This window comes from Sphingopyxis sp. H073 (assembly GCF_001468395.1).
Classification (GTDB): Bacteria; Pseudomonadota; Alphaproteobacteria; order Sphingomonadales; family Sphingomonadaceae; genus Sphingopyxis.
Genome location: NZ_LNSG01000002.1, coordinates 472,924 through 490,833, shown reverse-complemented (window position 1 = coordinate 490,833; position 17,910 = coordinate 472,924). Strand labels below are relative to the sequence as shown.

The 17,910-nt window shown below is 66.7% G+C and carries 15 protein-coding genes; 6 read left to right on the top strand and 9 right to left on the bottom strand.

Annotation, left to right across the window (positions count from 1 at the left end):
- From rpe to ATE64_RS05335, 4 genes are all read right to left on the bottom strand, one after another.
- Nucleotides 1-684 carry a ribulose-phosphate 3-epimerase gene (gene rpe, locus ATE64_RS05350; RefSeq protein WP_058454181.1) on the bottom strand — a complete coding sequence of 228 codons (684 nt, stop codon included), beginning with the start codon at nt 682-684 and terminating at the stop codon, nt 1-3.
- A gap of 87 nt (nt 685-771) precedes the next feature.
- The gene (locus ATE64_RS05345; RefSeq protein WP_058454182.1) at nt 772-1,014 is read right to left on the bottom strand and encodes a hypothetical protein; all 243 of its coding nucleotides are present in this window, start codon (nt 1,012-1,014) and stop codon (nt 772-774) included.
- Nucleotide 1,015: 1 nt separating this feature from the next.
- Nucleotides 1,016-1,222, bottom strand: a complete 207-nt coding sequence (locus ATE64_RS05340) for a hypothetical protein (protein ID WP_058454183.1) — start codon at nt 1,220-1,222, stop codon at nt 1,016-1,018.
- A gap of 9 nt (nt 1,223-1,231) precedes the next feature.
- Entirely contained in the window at nt 1,232-2,131 is a 900-nt protein-coding gene (locus tag ATE64_RS05335) for an SPFH domain-containing protein (protein ID WP_058454184.1), read from the bottom strand.
- Between the two features lie 940 nt (nt 2,132-3,071).
- Between ATE64_RS05335 and ATE64_RS05325 the strand changes: the two genes are divergently transcribed.
- The 4 genes from ATE64_RS05325 (at nt 3,072) to ATE64_RS05310 (ending at nt 10,319) form a co-directional block, all read left to right on the top strand.
- The gene (locus tag ATE64_RS05325) at nt 3,072-5,480 is read left to right on the top strand and encodes a ligase-associated DNA damage response DEXH box helicase (protein ID WP_058454388.1); all 2,409 of its coding nucleotides are present in this window, start codon (nt 3,072-3,074) and stop codon (nt 5,478-5,480) included.
- Nucleotides 5,481-5,575: 95 nt separating this feature from the next.
- Complete coding sequence (locus tag ATE64_RS05320; protein ID WP_058454186.1) at nt 5,576-6,610, top strand: retroviral-like aspartic protease family protein; 1,035 nt, start codon at nt 5,576-5,578, stop codon at nt 6,608-6,610.
- Nucleotides 6,611-6,660: 50 nt separating this feature from the next.
- A complete protein-coding gene (pdeM, locus tag ATE64_RS05315) occupies nt 6,661-7,371 on the top strand; it encodes a ligase-associated DNA damage response endonuclease PdeM (protein WP_058454187.1) in 711 nt (236 codons plus the stop codon).
- Nucleotides 7,372-7,529: 158 nt separating this feature from the next.
- Nucleotides 7,530-10,319 carry a TonB-dependent receptor gene (locus tag ATE64_RS05310; RefSeq protein WP_082657585.1) on the top strand — a complete coding sequence of 930 codons (2,790 nt, stop codon included), beginning with the start codon at nt 7,530-7,532 and terminating at the stop codon, nt 10,317-10,319.
- A gap of 277 nt (nt 10,320-10,596) precedes the next feature.
- Here ATE64_RS05310 and holA read toward each other — a convergent pair whose 3' ends face one another.
- The 4 genes from holA to ATE64_RS05290 all read right to left on the bottom strand — a co-directional run bounded on the left by holA (nt 10,597) and on the right by ATE64_RS05290 (nt 15,381).
- Complete coding sequence (gene holA, locus ATE64_RS05305) at nt 10,597-11,628, bottom strand: DNA polymerase III subunit delta (RefSeq protein ID WP_058454188.1); 1,032 nt, start codon at nt 11,626-11,628, stop codon at nt 10,597-10,599.
- Nucleotides 11,629-11,779: 151 nt separating this feature from the next.
- Nucleotides 11,780-12,322 (bottom strand): LPS assembly lipoprotein LptE, encoded by a 543-nt coding sequence (gene lptE, locus ATE64_RS05300; RefSeq protein ID WP_082658283.1) that lies wholly within the window; start codon nt 12,320-12,322, stop codon nt 11,780-11,782.
- Nucleotides 12,322-14,871, bottom strand: a complete 2,550-nt coding sequence (gene leuS, locus ATE64_RS05295) for a leucine--tRNA ligase (protein ID WP_058454189.1) — start codon at nt 14,869-14,871, stop codon at nt 12,322-12,324. The genes lptE and leuS overlap by 1 nt, the downstream gene beginning before the upstream one ends.
- A 48-nt stretch (nt 14,872-14,919) precedes the next feature.
- The gene (locus ATE64_RS05290) at nt 14,920-15,381 is read right to left on the bottom strand and encodes a DUF3576 domain-containing protein (RefSeq protein ID WP_058454190.1); all 462 of its coding nucleotides are present in this window, start codon (nt 15,379-15,381) and stop codon (nt 14,920-14,922) included.
- Between the two features lie 278 nt (nt 15,382-15,659).
- Here ATE64_RS05290 and ATE64_RS05285 point away from each other — a divergent pair, with 278 nt between their 5' ends.
- Nucleotides 15,660-16,379, top strand: coding sequence for a hypothetical protein (locus ATE64_RS05285; RefSeq protein ID WP_058454191.1), 720 nt, complete (start codon nt 15,660-15,662; stop codon nt 16,377-16,379).
- Here the strand turns inward: ATE64_RS05285 and ATE64_RS05280 are convergent.
- A complete protein-coding gene (locus tag ATE64_RS05280) occupies nt 16,352-16,981 on the bottom strand; it encodes a thiamine phosphate synthase (protein WP_058454192.1) in 630 nt (209 codons plus the stop codon). The two genes, ATE64_RS05285 and ATE64_RS05280, sit on opposite strands and share 28 nt — an antisense overlap.
- Nucleotides 16,982-17,037: 56 nt before the next feature.
- On the opposite strand from ATE64_RS05280, the gene ATE64_RS05275 reads away from it, so the two are divergent.
- Nucleotides 17,038-17,697, top strand: a complete 660-nt coding sequence (locus tag ATE64_RS05275; protein ID WP_058454193.1) for a YggS family pyridoxal phosphate-dependent enzyme — start codon at nt 17,038-17,040, stop codon at nt 17,695-17,697.
- Nucleotides 17,698-17,910: the final 213 nt, after the last annotated feature.

The following is a 17,910-nucleotide window of genomic DNA, read 5'->3' as shown; positions in this document are numbered from 1 at the left end:
TCAGCCGCGCAGGCGGCGGATATTGTCGGCGTAGGCGTCGGGCCCGCCCTTGAAGGTCGCGGTGCCGGCGACGAGGACATCGGCGCCCGCGGCGATCGCCTGCGGCGCGGTCGCGACGTCGATGCCGCCGTCGACCTCGAGCCGGATGTCGCGGCCCGATTTGTCGATCATCTTGCGCACCGCCTCGATCTTGCGGAGCTGGCTGGAAATGAAGCTCTGGCCGCCAAAGCCCGGATTGACGCTCATGATCAGGACAAGGTCGATATCGTCGATCAGATAGTCGAGCATCTTCGCGGGCGTTGCGGGATTGAGCGAGACCCCTGCCTGCTTGCCGAGCGACTTGATGTGCTGGACGCTGCGGTGGATGTGCGGTCCGGCTTCGGGATGGACGGTGATGATGTCGGCGCCCGCGGCGGCAAAGGCGTCGAGGAAGTGATCGACGGGCGAGATCATCAGATGGACGTCGAAGGGCAGGGTCGAATGCGGGCGCAGCGCCTTCACGACCATCGGGCCGATCGTCAGATTCGGCACAAAATGGCCGTCCATCACATCGATATGCACCCAGTCGGCGCCCGCTTCCTCGATCGCGCGGACCTCTTCGCCCAGCCGCGCGAAATCGGCGCTGAGGATCGACGGGGCGATGCGGACGGGAGGCGCTTCTGTGCTCGTGGGGGCGGCGGTCATGGGGACCGGCCTTAACCGTCTAGAAGTGGCGGGGCAAGCGCGGGGGCGCCGCCAGCGCGCGGTGTCCACAAATAAACTTGCGGAGGTCTAGCGCCAGCGCCAGCCGCCCTCGGTTTTGGCCCTGTAGAGAGGCATCGGGGCGAGTGCCGCGAGTACGACCGCGATCGTCATCATCCACGGCCGGTCGCGCAGCAATACCGTCACGCCGGTGATCAGCGCGATATGGACGAGCAGCATCACCCACCCCTGCCAGGCGATCGGCAGGCCGGTGCCGTAGCCGCGGCGCTTCGGGCGGAACCATGGGCGATCGCCCCGCAAAAGATGCAGCATGTCAGCTCTCCTCCGTCTTCGGCGGTCGGCCGCGTTTCGGGGCTTGCGACCGTTTGACGCCGACGCCGCGGCGCGTGAGCGCCTCGCGCAGCAATATTTCGATCTCGGCATTGGCGCTGCGCAGCTCGGCCGCGGCCAGCCGCTCGATCGCGGCGTAGAGCGCCGGATCGAGACGGAGGGCAAAGGCTTTCTTGGACGACGCAGCCACCGGACGAACTCAGTAGAGCGACCCGGTGTTGACGACGGGCTGGGTGTCGCGCTCGCCGCAGAGGACGACCATCAGGTTCGACACCATCGCCGCCTTGCGCTCGTCGTCGAGGTCGACGACGTTTTTCTCGGACAGGTGCTGGAGCGCCATCTCGACCATCGTCACCGCGCCCTCGACCAGCTTTTTGCGGGCGGCGATGACGGCCTCGGCCTGCTGACGGCGGAGCATCGCGCCAGCGATCTCCTGCGCATAGGCGAGGTGCGTCAGCCCGCATTCGTCGACGGTGATCCCCGCAACCTCGAGCCGCTCGATCAGCGCCTTCCTGAGCTCGATCCCGACCTCGTCGTGATTGCCCCGCAAGGTGATTTCCTGATGCTCGATGTCGTCATAGGGATAGCGCGAGCCGATCGAGCGCACCGCGGCCTCGATCTGCGCCATCACGAATTCCTTGTAATCCTCGACGTCGAACAGCGCCTGCGCGGTGTCGGTGACGCGCCACACGACCTGCGCCGCCATTTCGATCGGGTTGCCGCGCAGGTCGTTGACCTTGATCTTGTCGGATATGACGTTGTTCGCGCGCACCGCGATCTTCTTGCGAGTCAGCCAAGGAAGGACCCAGCGGAGGCCCTCCTCGCGGTCGGTGCCCTTGTAGGCGCCGAACAGCTGGATCGCCGCCGCCTCGTTGGGGTTGATCAGATAGAAGCCGCAGAGGATCACCGTGCCCGCGATCGCCGCTGCGATCAGCACGCCCCATTTCCAGGCGGCCTCGACGCCGTTGATGTTGGTGACGACCGCCCAGGCGGCGACGCCCGCGAGCAGCAGCCAGACCAGCAGCATCAGATAACCGCTCTGCGTCGCGGCCCGCGTCTCGCGGCTGCGGTTCAGCGCCGGCGTTGCACTCTCGACCATGTTTCCCTCCGAATCAGTCGATATAAAGATGATATCATATTTATATCGTTTTCGGTGGTGGTCAATCGCGATTCACGGGGCCCTTCGCATGCCCGTTTCAGAGCGGATATCGGTCATGCCTTGCTTCTTCGCCGCGGCCCGGATTTTCAAAGTTCAGGAAAGTTCAGCCTTATGCATCCCCGTTTTGGGCCGGCAGGATCGCCGAACCATCCCGCACGCCGTGCCGCGGCCGCAAGCCCGACCGCCTTTGTCGACCGAGCGAAAGAGCGGGAAGAAGGCTGGCATGGCCCGACAATGTAGGAAAGGCCTATTTGAGGGCGGTGTCTGCTTTGGGGTGGTTTCCAGACATTCGTCACCCCGGACTTGATCCGGGGTCCACGACTTCAACGCCGCGATGGATCCCGGATCAAGTCCGGGATGACGAAGAGGGAATGTCTAAATTGGGGTGGTTAGCGGACTTCACTACTTAGGCCGTAGCGCGCTTCGAACCGACGGAGTTCAATGTCGAAGTTCAAAAGCAACTTGTCAGCTGCCTGTTTCGTTGTGACTTCGCAAGGCAGCACAACGATGTCGTCGGGTGCCCATCCGAAGCCATCCTTTGCTATCTTAGCTGCGATCACCTTCTTGAGCCGGAGGCCGTATCTTCCCTCGAACCTGCGGGTTTGTCGGGCCTTTAGCCGCTTATCACAGAACATGATCCCGCTCGGTCGTTGCGCTAGATAGTATAGATCCTGCGGCACTTCGCGTTCCCGCATCAACAGGTCTATGACGCTTTGGTCAGTCGTTGACGTAAAAAAAGCGAATGCAAGCAAATAACCCGGACTCATAGTGCCCTCCAAGTCGAGCGAAATTACATCTAGCCGAGGAGGTCCGCAATCGGTCGATGGCCGACGATCAAGAAAGCATTGCACGCCCCTCCATCCCGCCCCACGTTCAACTCATGTCCCTCCCCGCCCCCTTTGCCGACTGGTTCGCCGCGCGCGGGTGGCGACTTCGGCGGCATCAGGCCGACATGCTCGCGGCGGCGCAGCGGGGCGAGCACGCGCTTCTTGTCGCCGCGACGGGCGCGGGCAAGACCTTGTCGGGGTTTCTGCCGAGCCTCGTCGATCTGGCCGACCATCCTTCCGACCGGCTGCACACGCTGTACGTGTCGCCGCTGAAGGCGCTCGCCGCCGACGTCGAGCGCAATCTCACCGCCCCGATCGCCGAGATGGAGCTCGACATCAGCGTCGAGAGTCGCAGCGGCGATACGAGTTCGGACAAGAAGGCGCGCCAGCGCAGCCGGCCGCCGAACATCCTGCTGACGACGCCCGAATCTTTGTCGCTGCTGCTCTCCTATCCCGACAGCTTCGCGATGTTCGCGGACCTGAAGACGGTGGTGATCGACGAAATCCATGCCTTCGCGCCCGGCAAGCGCGGCGATTTGCTGAGCCTGGCGCTCGCACGGCTCCAGCACATCGCACCCGATCTGCGCCGCGTCGGGCTGTCGGCGACGATCGCCGATCCGGTGCAATATGCGGGCTGGCTGGCGCCCGATGCCGATGCCGGGAAGGTTACGCTGGTCGAGGGTGAGGCGGGCGCCGATCCCGACATCGACATCCTGCTGCCCGCGGGCGCGGTGCCGTGGGCGGGGCATTCGGGGCGCTGGGCGGTGCATCAGGTGATGGACGTCGTCGCCGCGAACCGCACGACGATCATCTTCTGCAACACGCGCGGGCTCGCTGAGCTGATCTTTCAGGAGTTGTGGAAGGTCAACGATCTGTCGCTGCCGATCGCGATCCACCACGGCAGCCTCGACCGGGAGGCGCGCCAGCGCGCCGAAGCAGCGATGGCCGAAGGACGGCTGCGCGCGCTCGTCGCAACGTCGAGCCTCGACCTCGGGCTCGACTGGGGCGACGTCGATTGCGTGATCCAGATGGGAGCGCCCAAGGGATCGTCGCGGCTGCTCCAGCGCATCGGGCGCGCGAACCACCGGCTCGACGAGCCGAGCCGGGCGCTGATCGTGCCCGGCAACCGCTTCGAATATCTGGAAGCGCGCGCGGCATTGGACGCGGTCGAGGCGGGCGAGCGCGACGCCGACCGCTTCCGCCCCGGCGCGCTCGACGTGCTCGCGCAGCATGTCATGGCGCTCGCCTGCGCAGCGCCGTTCAGGGAGGAGGCATTGCTCGCCGAGATCCGCAGCGCGGCGCCCTATCGCTGGGTCGATGCCGAGACCTTCGGCCGCCTGCTCGGTTTCGTGCGCGACGGGGGCTATGCGCTCAAAAGCTACGACCGGTTCCGTCGCCTTGCGCCCGACGGACACGGCGGCTGGCGGATCGCGCACCCGCGCCTTGCCGCGCAACACAGGCTCAACGCCGGGATCATCGTCGATGCCCCCACGCTCGACGTGCGCTTCAAGAACGGGCGCAGATTGGGCAGCGTCGAGGAATATTTCGCGAGCACGCTCGTGACCGGCGACACCTTTGCCTTCGCAGGCCTCAGCCTCGAGGTCGAGGCGATCCGCGACACCGATCTGCTTGTTCGCGCGACGACGCGGCCCGCGCGCATCCCGAGCTATGTCGGCGCGCGCATGGCGCTGTCGACGCGGCTCGCCGAGCGGGTGCGCGGCTTCCTCGCCGATCCGGCAAGCTGGCGGCGCTTTCCCGAGGATGTGCGCTTCTGGCTGGAGATGCAGCAGCTGCGGTCGGTGCTGCCGCGCCCCGGCGAACTGCTCGTCGAGACCTTCCCGCACGAGGGGCATCATTATCTTGTCTGCTATCCGTTCGAGGGCTGGAACGCGCACCAGTCGCTCGGGATGCTGATCACCAAGCGGATGGAGCGGGCGGGCTTGCAGCCGCTGGGTTTCGTCGCCTCCGACTATGCGCTCGCCATCTGGTCGCTGCGCCCGGTCGATCATCCCGAAAATCTGTTCGACGCCGAAATATTGTCCGAAGAATTCATCGAATGGGTCGAAAGCTCGCACCTTTTGAAACGTGCGTTCCGCGAGGTCGCGGTGATCGGGGGCCTCATCGAACGCCAGCATCCGGGCAAGCGCAAGACGGGCAAGCAGGTCACCTTCTCGACCGACCTGATCTTCGACGTCCTGCGCAAATACGAACCCGACCATCTCTTGCTCGAAGCCGCCTGGGCCGACGCGCGCGAGCGGCTGACCGACGTCGCGCGGCTCGGCGACCTGCTCGACCGCGCGGCGGGGACGATGGTGCACCAGCGGCTCGACCGGATCAGCCCGCTCGCGATCCCGGTGCTGGTGCTGATCGGGCGCGAGAATGTCGCGGCATCGGATCTCGACGACGCGCTGCTCGGCGAGCTGGCCGACACGCTGGCCGAGGCGGCGATGCGCGCCGATTAGCGCCCCGATCCGGCCCGGCATCGTAACCGGCGTTTCGCTTGCCGCGAAAGGCAAGGAGGCGTAGATTGGCGCAAAACATAGCGAGGATGCCTGCGATGACCCAAGTTTCGAAGCGGTCCGTCCCTTGGGCGCTTTTGCTCGCCGCGCCGTTGCTGGCCGGCGCGTCGCCCACGCCAGCCCCGGCCGAACCGGCCGCCGCGCCCGCGGTGCCACCCGGCGCAGCAATCGATCCGCCGGTCGTGGTGACCCCGATCGTCCAGCCCTTCGACCTCGACGCGACGCGGCGGATGGCGGTGCAGGTCATGGTCGGCGGTCAGGGGCCCTTTTCCTTTCTCGTCGACACCGGCGCCGAGCGCACGGTGATCGCGCGCGAGCTCGCCGAGCGGCTGAAGCTCGTCGAGGGCGAGAAGCTGCGCCTCGCGACGATCGGCGGGTCCGCGACGGTGGCGAGCTACCGCATCGCCGCGCTGCAGATGGCCGACCTTCATCTCGCCGCCGTCGATGCCCCCGCCTTTTCGGGGCGCCACATCGGCGCCGCGGGGCTGATCGGCGTCGACATGCTCGAGGAACGGCGAATCCTGATCGATTTCCGCAAGCAGAGCATGCAGATCCTCGAGACGCGCAAGCAGTCGCGGCCGCTTATCCGCGACGACGATGCGATCGTCGTGATGGCGCGCAATTCGGCCGGGCGGCTGATCCTGTCCGACGCGCGGCTCGACGGAAAGCGCATCGACGTGATCGTCGACACCGGCGCGCAGACGAGCGTCGGCAACCTTGCGCTGCAAAAGCTGGTGATGAGCCGCCGCGCGAACCGGCTGCCGCTCATCGAGTCGACCCTCGACGCCGTGTCGGGCGAGGCGGTGCCCGCGTTGCGCACGGCGATCAAGCGGATCGTGATCACCGGCATGGACGTCAACGACCTGCCGGTGAGCTTCGCCGACAGCCAGGCCTTTCGCGCGCTCGGGCTGGAGGACCGGCCCGCGCTGCTGCTGGGGATGGACAGCCTCGCGCTGTTCGACAGGGTCGAGATCGACTTCCCGAACAAGCGCGTCGTCTTCGACCTGCCCGACGGCGCGAGCCGCGACACGAAACTTCGCTTTGCCGCGAATATGGCGGTGCGCGGAAGCTAGCCGCGGACTGGGGAGTTGCCCGCGGGCGCCAGCGGGGCCATAGCGGGGCGATGTCCGTCGCTTTCGATTTTGCTGGCCAAAGCTTTCAGATGCTCGCCGACCGCGCCCTGTTCTGGCCGCGGCACGGCGCACTGATCGTCGCGGACCTGCACCTCGAAAAGGCGAGCTGGTACGCCGCGCACGGCCAGCCGCTGCCCCCTTACGACAGCCACGACACGCTCGACCGGCTGGCCAGGCTGGTCGCTGAAACCGGCGCGCGCCAGCTGTGGTGCCTTGGCGACAGTTTCCACGACCGCGACGCCGCCGCGCGCATCGCGCCCGCGGTCGCCGGGCGGCTGCTCCGCCATGCGGCGGCGACGAAGCTCGTCTGGATCGCGGGCAATCACGACGGTCTTTCGGGTGGCGCGTGGGGCGGCGAGGTCGCCGACGAACTGGTGACAGACGGGATCGTCTTTCGCCACCAGAGCGAGGCACAGGAAACCCGGCCCGAAATCTCGGGGCATTTCCACCCGAAGCTGCGGCTGACCCTGCGCGGGCGCCCCGTATCGCGCCCCTGTTTTGCGGGCGACGCGCAGCGGTTGATCCTGCCCGCCTTCGGCAGCCTGACCGGCGGCCTAGCGGCCGAAGATCCTGCAATCGCCCGCAATTTCCTCGGACCCTATCGCGCGATGCTCGTCGCCCGCGGGCGCTTGCTGTCGATTCCCTGCCGCGGCGCGGGCGATAATGACGTTACGGAAAGCCGGATCGCCGCGCACCGCTGACCCGTCCAGCGTGTGGCGCGCCACTGCCCCGCCTGTGACCAAAAAGCATCACCCCCCGAAAAACGACGCAAATGCAGGCCTCCGGCTGGATCGGCGGGTCAATTTCGATATGTTCGGCGGGCAACAAAAATAATGAAATGTTGAGAGGAGTGCCCGCAATGAAATCTTCTTCCCTTCGTGCCGCGCGCTGGTTGCGCAGCAGCGCGCTCGGCGTATCGATCGCCGTAGCGGCTGTTTCGGTCCCCGCCTTTGCGCAGGATGCCACCGACACCACCGATGACAGCGCAGATGCGCCGATCGTCGTCACCGCACAGGGCCGTGCCCAGCTGCTGTCCGACGTGCCGGTTGCGATTTCGGCCGTCAGCGCCGAAGCGCTGCAGAACAGCGGCGCGAACGACATCCGCCAGCTCAACCAGGTCGCCCCGTCGCTGCTCGTCTCGTCGACCGGTTCGGAAGCGAACGGCTCGGCGCGTATCCGCGGCATCGGCACGGTCGGCGACAACCCCGGCCTCGAAAGCTCGGTCCCGGTGTTCATCGACGGCGTCTATCGCTCGCGTTCGGGCATCGGCCTCAACGAACTTGGCGAAATCGAGCGCATCGAGGTCCAGCGTGGCCCGCAGGGCACGCTCGGCGGCCGCAACTCGTCGGCGGGCCTGATCAGCATCTATTCGAAGAAGCCCGACTTCAACTTCGGCGCCAATGGCGAGATCACCTACGGCAATTATGACTATTGGCGCCTGGCGGGGAGCGTCACCGGCCCGCTCGGCGACACGCTGGCCGCGCGCCTCGACGGCGTGTGGGTGAAGCGCGACGGCTTCTACAACGACACCAACAACAATCGCGACATCAACAACCGCGACCGCTATTTCCTGCGCGGCCAGCTCTTGTTCGAGCCGACCGATGCGCTGTCGGTCCGGCTGATCGCCGACTATACCTATCGCGACGAGGAATGCTGCGCCGCGACCTATGTCAGCCAGTCGGTCAATCCCTTTATCGGCAACCTCAACAATCCCGGCGTTCCCGCGAGCGCGACGACGAACAATATCGTGCGCGTGCTCGCCGACCTCGGCCAGCCGCTCGCGGCGTTCAACCAGGGCTATAGCCGCAATATCTCGGTCACCCCGGGACGCAGCTTTGCAGGCAAGACCAAGGATTACGGCTTCTCGGGCCAGATCGACTATGATCTCGGCGGCGCGACGCTGACCTCGATCACCGCCTACCGCGAATATCGCTCCAGCCAGGCGGGCGACCTCGACTATGGCGCGGTCGACATCCTCTATCGCGCGCCGAGCGACGACGCCTATCGCCAGTTCCACACCTTCACGCAGGAACTGCGCCTGCAGGGCGAGGCGTTCGACGGCAAGCTCGACTGGCTGGTCGGCGGCTTCTATGCCAACGAAAAGCTGCGCGTGCGCGACAACCTGCGCTTCGGCAACCAATATGGCCGCTTCGCGAACTGCCGCATCATCTCGGGCGGCGGCCTCGCCGGCCTCTATTCGCCGACCAACCCGCTTTGCGTGATTCCGGGCGTCGGACCCGCGACGATCGCGGGCGCCAGCGGCGCATCGGGGCCTGACATCCTCGCCGCCTTCAACGCGCTCGACGGTCTCAACGACCGCGGCAGCATCAACGACGTCTATCGTCAGAATGGCGAGAATTGGGCGCTCTTCACGCACAATATCTTCCACATCACCGACACGCTCGATTTCACGTTCGGGCTGCGGTACACGAACGACAAGAAGAAGTTCTCGGCGACCTTCACCAACGACAACACGGTTTGCACCACGGTGCAGGGACTCGTTCTCGACGATCTGTCGAGCACGAACGCGACCGCGCGCGCGCTCGCCGGCGCACTGATCGGCCTCAGCTGTCAGGGCAATTCGACCGCCGAACTCAACAATGTGTCGATCAACGACAAGCGTAGCGAAGACGAGTTTACCGGCACCGCGATCCTGTCGTTCAAGCCGGTCGACGACCTGTTGGTCTATGCGAGCTACTCGCGCGGCTACAAGGCGGGCGGCTTCAACCTTGACCGGTCGGCGCTGAAATCGCCGATCCTGCCCTTCGCGGCGGCCGCGGGCGGCGCGCAGGGACTGGTCGGCAACCTGCAGTTCGACCCTGAGAAGGTGAACAGCTACGAACTGGGCGCCAAATATTCGAGCGGCCCGTTCAGCGCCGGCCTGACCTTCTTCCGGTCGGACTTCTCGAGCTTCCAGCTCAACACGTTCAACGGCACGGTCTTCCTCGTCCAGAACATCAACGGCTGTTCGAGCAGCCTGAACGGCGGCGATCGCGACCAGAGCAAGTTCACCGGCGCGCCGAACTATAATGCGGCGGCGGCAACCACGGGCGCCTGTCCGTCGGACGACGTGGGTTACGGCGTGCGCTCGCAGGGCTTCGAACTCGAGGCCTCGCTGGTTCCCGCACGCAGCTTCCGCATGACCGCGGGCCTGACCTATGCCCGAACCAAGTACAGGAGCAATCTGGTCGGCAACAATTCGGGCGCCCCGCTCGATCAGGCGCTGCGCCTGCTCCCGGGCGACAACCTGTCGAACGCGCCCGAACTGGTCGCGACGAGCAGCATCGCCTGGACGCCCGATATCGGCAGCAGCGGGCTCACCGGCCTCGTCTATATCGATGGCCGCATGACCAGCGACTATAACACCGGCTCCGACCTGTTCCCGCAGAAGGGACAGGATGGCTATGCGATCTTCAACGCCCGCATCGGCCTGCGCGGCCCGGACGAGAAGTGGGGCATCGAATTCTGGGGCCAGAATATCTTCAACAAGCAATATGCGCAGGTGGCGTTCAACTCGCCGTTCCAGGAAGGCGGCACCTCGACCGGCACCGCATTCGCCGACCCGCAATATCCGGGCGGCCGCCAGCTCTTCTCGCAGTTCCTCGCCGAACCGCGGACCTATGGCGTGACGCTGCGCGGCAAATTCTGATCGCGTAGATAGGGTTACGGGAACCGCCCGTTCGCTTGCGCGAGCGGGCGGTTTCTTTTTGTCTCACGCGAAGAAGATAGAAATTTCTCACACAAAGACACAAAGAGGGCAGTCCAGATCGCAAGCAACACTGGGCAGCCACTTGTTGCAACAACACCGGACTTCGTCCGGCCGAATTAGAAGCGACGTTGCGTCATCCGCTGCGTTCGCAGAGACAACTCGACCTCTTTGTGTCTTTGTGTGAGATTTTCTTGTTCGCGCCTTCGCGTGAGGAAAATCAGCGCGCCCTAGCCGCCTGGTGCGCGATGTCGGTCATCAGCTTGCGGAACAGCGCCGCGCCCGCGGTGCCCGAGGATTTGAGCGCGCGCTCGCAATCGAGCAGCCGCGTCATCAGCCGCGCGATGCGGACCGAATCCCAGATGTGGAGCTGCGCGGTCACCGCGTCGCGCTCTTTCCAGAAGACGCCGCTGCTCTTCGCCGCGACTACGGTCGCGGGGTGGGCGCCGGCATCAACCTCTGCCCGCAGCCGCGCCAGCTGCATCGCGCGGATGCCGAGTGCACGGATGATGCGGATCTCGGCGACGCCGACCGCCGCCGCGGTGCTCAGCATCTCGGGCAGATCGCGCACCTTGCCGCCGAGCGCGACGTTGATGCACGCGCTGACATCCTCCTCGTGCGTCGCAGCGCCGAGCGCGGCGATGTCGGCGGGGGTCACCTGCCGCTGCCGGTCGGGCGCGGCGTCGAGATAGAGCGCGATCTTCTCGATCTCGCGGCGCATCAGCGCCTGGTCGCCCGAAACGAGGTCGACGAGCAATTGCGCTTCGGCATTGGCGAGCCGCAGCCCCTGCTCCTGCGCCGCCGCCATCGCGATGCCGATCAGCGCGCGGCGGTCGGGCTGGTAGCAGATCGCGGCCACCGCATGGTCCGATCCCTCGACCAGCTTGACCAGCTTCGACTTGGCGGTGATCGATGCGCCGGTCGCGATCACCGGGTTGATGACGGTCTCGGCCGCGAGCAGCGCCTCGACCGCGGCAAGGCTGTCGTCGCCGCTGCCGGAGATTTCGAGCCGGATCACGCGTGCGGGCGAAAAAAGCGACATCGACGCCGCCTCTGCGGCGAGCAGCGACGGATCCTGCGAAAGCTGCGCGCCGGTGAGGTCGAGCCGTTCGGCGGCCTTCCCCGCCAGCCCGATCAGATGCTGCGCCACCGCGCCCATCGTCGCCTCGTCGGGACCGGTGAGGAGGGCGAAGCGAACCGCGGGATCGAGGCGGGTCTGGCGTTCGAAGTCGGCAGGCTTGACGCTCTTCATGGAATTACCGGGCAATCCTCAGTTTATCCGCATCCCCGAGCGAAGACGAGGGGCTCGTTCGAGCGAGACAAGAACCGGAACGCACGGCCTCGACTTCGCTCGGCATAGTCCCTCGTCTTCGCTCGGGAAAGCGGATTAATCCCTGATCTGCCTAGCCGCCGGGCGCCGCCGGCGGGTCGGCGGACTCGCCGCCGCCACGGTTCGCGAACACCGCGAGCCGTGCGACGATCTGGTCGGCGACGCCCGAGGCGAGCCGTTCGAGCGCGGTCGATTCGGCGGCGATCGTCGCATATTCGCTGCCGACGACATCGATTCCCGAGTCTTGCGCCGCGGTCGCGTCGAGCAACACCTCGCCCGACGCGGCGTTGACGAGCTGGTAGCGCGCGCGCAGCGTCCGCCGCTCGCGCGTCACGGCATCGTCGGCACGGACGCCGAAGCCGGTGATCGAATCCTCGAGCCGCACGTCGAGCCGCAGCCGTTTGCCCGCGCCATGCCCGCCCTGCGTCGCCTGCAACCGGTCGCGGAGCGCGTTGCGGACGAGCCAGCCCGAATGTCCCTCGATCGGGGCGACATCGACGTCGGCGAGCACCTGCGCCACCGCCCCCTTGCTGCCGTTCGCATAGAGCGGGCGCAGCCCGCAGCCGCCAACGGCGAGCGAGGCTACGACAAGGGCGGAGACGAGAAGGCTGCGCATCAGGGAACGATATTCACCAAACGGTCGGGGACCACAATCACCTTCTTCGGCGCGGTCCCCCCAAGCAGTTCGACGATGCGCGGGCGCGCGAGCGCCGCGGCTTCGGCGGCGCCCTTGTCGATCCCCTTCGCGAGCGTCATCGTGTCGCGCAGCTTGCCGGCGACCTGGATCGCGATCGTCACCTCGTCGTCGACGAGCAGCGCGGGATCGGCGGCGGGCCATGCGGCGTCGGCGATCATCGCGGTCGTGCGCTGGCCCTCCGGCAGCGCCGCCCACGCCTCTTCGGCAAGGTGCGGCATCATCGGCGCGACGAGCAGGATCAGCGTCCGGCACGCCTCGGCGCGGGTCGCCGAGGGCGGTGCCTTCTCGATCTCGTTCGCGAGCGCGTGGATCTTCGCGACCGCCTTGTTGAAGCCGAGCGCCTCGATATCGGCTGCCACGCCGGCGATCGTCTGATGCAGCTTGCGCGCCAGCCCCTTGTCCTCGCCGCCGTCGCCGGCATTTTCGGTCTCGCCGAAAATACGCCACAGCCGCTGGACGAAGCGCCATGCGCCCTCGATCCCGGCCTCGCTCCACGGCAGGTCGCGCTCGGGCGGGCTGTCCGAGAGCATGAACCAGCGCGCGGCGTCGGCGCCATATTGGTCGAGGATAGCGTCGGGATCGACGACATTCTTCTTCGACTTCGACATCTTGATCACGCGGCCGACATCGACCGGCGCGCCATCGGCCGCCAGCGTCGCGCCGTCGGCGGTGCGGACGATCTCGTCGGGGGTGAAGAAGACCGGCGCATGGCCCTCGCCCTGGTCGCGGCTGTAGGTTTCGTGCGTCACCATCCCCTGCGTGAACAGGCTGGCGAAGGGTTCGGCGATCTCGATCATCCCCAGCTTCTTGAGCGCGCGGGTCCAGAAGCGCGCGTAGAGCAGGTGGAGAATCGCATGTTCGATGCCGCCGATATACTGGTCGACCGGCAGCCAGCGGCGGATGACATCGGGGTCGAAGGGCTTGTCCGCGGGCGCAGAGGCGAAGCGCAGGAAATACCAGCTCGAATCGACGAAGGTGTCGAGCGTGTCGGTCTCGCGTACCGCCTCGCCGCCGCAGCTCGGACAGGCGACATGCTTCCACGTCGGATGGCGGTCGAGCGGATTGCCGGGAACCGAGAAATCGGCGTCCTCGGGCAGCACGACCGGAAGCTGGCTCTTCGGCACCGGCACCAGCCCGCAGGCGTCGCAATGGATGAAGGGGATCGGCGTGCCCCAATAGCGCTGGCGCGAAACACCCCAGTCGCGCAGGCGCCACACGGTCGTGCCCTTGCCCCAGCCCTCATGCTCCGCGCGCGCGATGATCGCGGCTTTGGCTTCCTCGATCGTCATCCCGTCGAGGAAATGGCTGTTCACGAGCTTGCCGGGGCCCGTGTAGGCCTCGTCGCCGGTGAAATGCTGCGCGGTGTGTTCGCCGTCGGCGATCACGCGGTGGACCGGCAGCTCATATTTGCGCGCGAAATCGAGGTCGCGCTGGTCGTGCGCCGGGCAGCCGAAGATCGCCCCGGTGCCATAGTCCATCAGGACATAGTTCACGACCCAGACGGGCAAATGCCAGTTGGGATCGAGCGGATGCGCGACCGACAGGCCGGTGTCGAAGCCCATCTTCTCTGCGGTGTCGAGCTGTTCGGCGGCGGTGCCCTGACGCCGGCATAGCTCGATGAACGCGTCCAGTTCGGGCGAATCCTTGGCCAGCTTCTCGGCGAGCGGGTGGTCGGGCGAGATCGCCGCGAAGCTCGCGCCATAGAGCGTGTCGGGGCGCGTCGTGAAGACGTCGAAACCCGGCGCGCCGCCGGCCATGCGGAAGCTGAATTCGAGCCCCTGCGACTTGCCGATCCAGTTTTCCTGCATCAGCCGCACCTTGTCGGGCCACTGGTCGAGGCCCTTCAGCCCTTCGAGCAGTTCGTCGGCAAAGTCGGTGATCTTCAGGAACCACTGCGACAGTTTCTTCTTCTCGACGAGCGCGCCCGAGCGCCAGCCGCGGCCGTCGATCACCTGCTCGTTCGCGAGCACGGTCATGTCGACGGGGTCCCAGTTGACGTAGCTTTCCTTGCGCGTGACGAGCCCCGCGGCGTGCATGTCGAGGAACAGCGCCTGTTCCTGCCCGTAATAGTCAGGCTCGCAGGTCGCGAGCTCGCGGCTCCAGTCGATCGCGAGGCCGAGGCGCTTCAGCTGCGCGCGCATCGACGCGATATTGTCGCGCGTCCAGCCGCCCGGCGCGACGCCCTTTTCCATCGCCGCATTTTCCGCGGGCATCCCGAACGCATCCCAGCCCATCGGGTGGAGCACGTCGTGGCCGGTCATCCGCTTGAAGCGCGCGAGCACGTCGCCCATCGCATAATTGCGCACATGCCCCATGTGGATGCGCCCCGAGGGATAGGGGAACATTTCGAGGATATAGGCTTTCGGCTTGTCGGCGCTGTCGGTGGTGACGAAGCTGTTCGCGGCGTCCCAGGCGGCCTGCCAGCGGGCATCGGCGGCGAGAGCGCCAAAGCGCGTTTCGCGGGTCATTGGTCAGTTACCCCATTGATGTCAGTCGGCGCGCATCCGCGCCGGGAATTAGCCTTCGATGGCCGAGCGGCGGAGGTCGCGGGCACGGGTAAGGATGATTTCCTCGAGCTTCTGCACCGTCGCCGCCTGCACCGGCGCGTCGACCCAGGCGCCGCCCTGCGACACCTGGCGCGACGCCGCGACACGCAGCGCATCGGCGCGCAGGTCGCGGTCGAGGATCGACACGGTGACCTTCATCCGCTCGCCAGGGTTCGACGGATTCGCGTACCAGTCGGTGATGATCACCCCGCCCGACGAGTCGGCTTGGAGCAGCGGCATGAACGACAGCGCGTCGAGCGACGCGCGCCACAGATAGGAGTTCACGCCGATCGTCGTCACCTGCGACGCGGCGAGGTCGGCCTTCGGCTTTTCCTTGCCGGCGCAGGCCGACAGGCCGAGCGCGGCGAGCCCGAGCAGCGCCAGCGCGGCCGGACGACGGCCGAACGTGGCAGGGGCGGGAAGCTGGAACATGCCGGAACACCTTATATTTGGGCGTCGCCTCCCCGATCGGGGCACGGACGCGTGCGGAATTTGCAAGCGTCTCTATCGCCCTTGTTCCCGTGCCGCAAGCGCGGCAATCGCCTCTTTTCCGCCATTCATCGCGCGGTCATCAAAGCGTCGCACTGTGGTGTCAACGCAACAGCTTCGGCGAAAAGCCGGAAGGGCGGGATCATTCGTTCGCGAATCACTGGAAATATTGGGGCCGCAGGCCTATCTGGGGATTCGATTGGGGTTGGAGTCGCAGTTTAATGGCGCGGACATCGCGACATCTCTGGAAGTCTGGGCTGGTCGCCGCCGCGGCGATTTCGGTCGCGCTTCCGCCTGCGCTCGCGGCGATGACCCGCGCCGACCGCATCCGCGACACCCAGCTTTCGGAAACGCTGCTCGGCCAGTTCACCCCGGCTTCGGGCGACCCGCGGCTGATCGCGCGCTACGCCAAGATGTCGGCCGAAGCGCGCAGCAGCTTCAGCTTCACCCCTGCCTTGACCGACGAGGGCCGCCGGAACCGGGCGATCACCGTCGTGATCCGCAGCCGCGACGACACGTCGAGCGCCGCGCGCACCGCCGCGCTGACCGCCGGCCGCGCCAAGGCGCCGATCGCGGTCGCGCCCGTCGCCTATGACCTTGGCGCGTCGGTCGGCTTCCAGAAATTCGTCACCCCGGCGCTGCCGCGCGGCATCGACCTCAAGAATCTGCCGGTCGCGCGCGAACCCGAACAGCTCGCCGAGAAGAAATCGCGCTTCGCGACGCGCGTCCTCAGCCGGCCGAGCGATCCCGCCGGCGCGACCGACCGCGTCACCGCGCCCGGCGACGACCAGAATGTCGATGTCGTCAGCAGCTATCGCCTGACCAAGAATATCGATGTGACGGCCGGCGTCCGCTATCGCACAGACGACCGCGCGCAGCCGCTGACCGACGCGCGCCGCGACAGCCAGGCGGTCTATGTCGGCACGGCGTTCCGCTTCTGACGTCTCCGGCGTTTCGCCGCTTTCTCATCCCACGCATCGATTGCTGCCCAGCCGGGTTTGATGCCGCTTGCGCGCTGGAGCGCGCGCGCGCGGGCGGATGTCATTCCGCCGAGCGCGATGGCTTTCCCGCCCGCGAGCCGCGCCAGTCGCAGCCAGGCGAAGCGGCCCAGCGCGGGGGCTCCGGCATGGGACCGCGTCGGGTAGAGCGGAGAAATGAAGGCTCCATGCGCGGCCGCGCGCCGCGCCGCGCGCGCCTCGCCCGCATCGTGAACCGGCATGGTGACGACCAGGCCGAGGCGGTGCGCCTGCCGCGCGCGCCGGGCCATCGGCTGGCGGAGATGAACGCCGTCGGCGCCCCACCGCCGCGCAAGCGCGGGCGATCCCGCGAGCAGGACCATCAGCTTGCGGGTCCGCGCAATGCGCAGGAGCCGCCGGACAAGCCGCCAGCGCAATCCCGCCGGCAGCGCGTCGTGGCGCACGACGATCCCGCTGCCGGGCGGCACGATCGCTGCCAGCGCGCGCATCCCGGCCGCGAGCCGCTCGTCGCTGAACAGCCATGTCGCAGGCAGGTTTCGGGGGCGGGAGGGGTGGCGTCCGACCATCGCCCTTCCTATAGGCGCGTCGCGGGCGCGCGCAACGCGCCGATCGAGGATCGAATATGAGCGACGCTGCTGACAGGCTGGCCGAAGTACGGGCGAATATCGTGGGTGCGGCGAAGCGCGCGCAGCGGGAGCCCGCCGGGATCGAACTGATCGCGGTGTCGAAGACGCACGAGGCCGAGGCGATCCGCCCGCTGATCGCCGCGGGCCAGCATCATTTCGGCGAGAATCGCGTGCAGGAAGCGGCGGCCAAATGGCCCGCGCTGCGCGCCGAGACCCCCGACGTCGTGCTGCATCTGATCGGTCAGCTGCAGTCGAACAAAGCCGAGGAAGCGGTGGCGCTGTTCGACGCGATCCATTCGGTCGACCGCTCGTCGCTGGTCCAGGCGCTCGCCAAGGCCTGCGCCAAGGCGGGCAAGCAACCGCAACTCTTCGTGCAGGTCAATATCGGCGACGAGGAGCAGAAGGGCGGCTGCGCCGTTTCCTACCTGCCGGCCTTGCTCGCCGAGGCGCGCGACGCGGGGCTCAAGATCGACGGCCTGATGGCGATCCCGCCCGCAACGCAAGAACCCGCGCCCTATTTCGCATTGCTCGACGAACTCGCCGAACGCCATGGCCTTCCGCTTCGCTCGATGGGGATGAGCGGCGATTATGAAACCGCGGTGATGCTGGGCGCGACGCATGTCCGCGTCGGCACGGCGCTGTTCGGCGCGCGTTGAGGTTGGCGCGAATCGGCTGGCACCCGGCATATCTTTCATCGTCGTCCCGGACTCGATCCGGGATCCATTCCTTCAGCGCTGCGTGAGTGGACCCCGGGTCAAACCCGGCGTGACGAACGAAGAGAACGACCGCTTCCCACCCCAAAACCGCCCTTCAAGTGCATATCGACACCGTCCGCAGACTGTATTATGTTAACAGTACAGTTGGGAGTG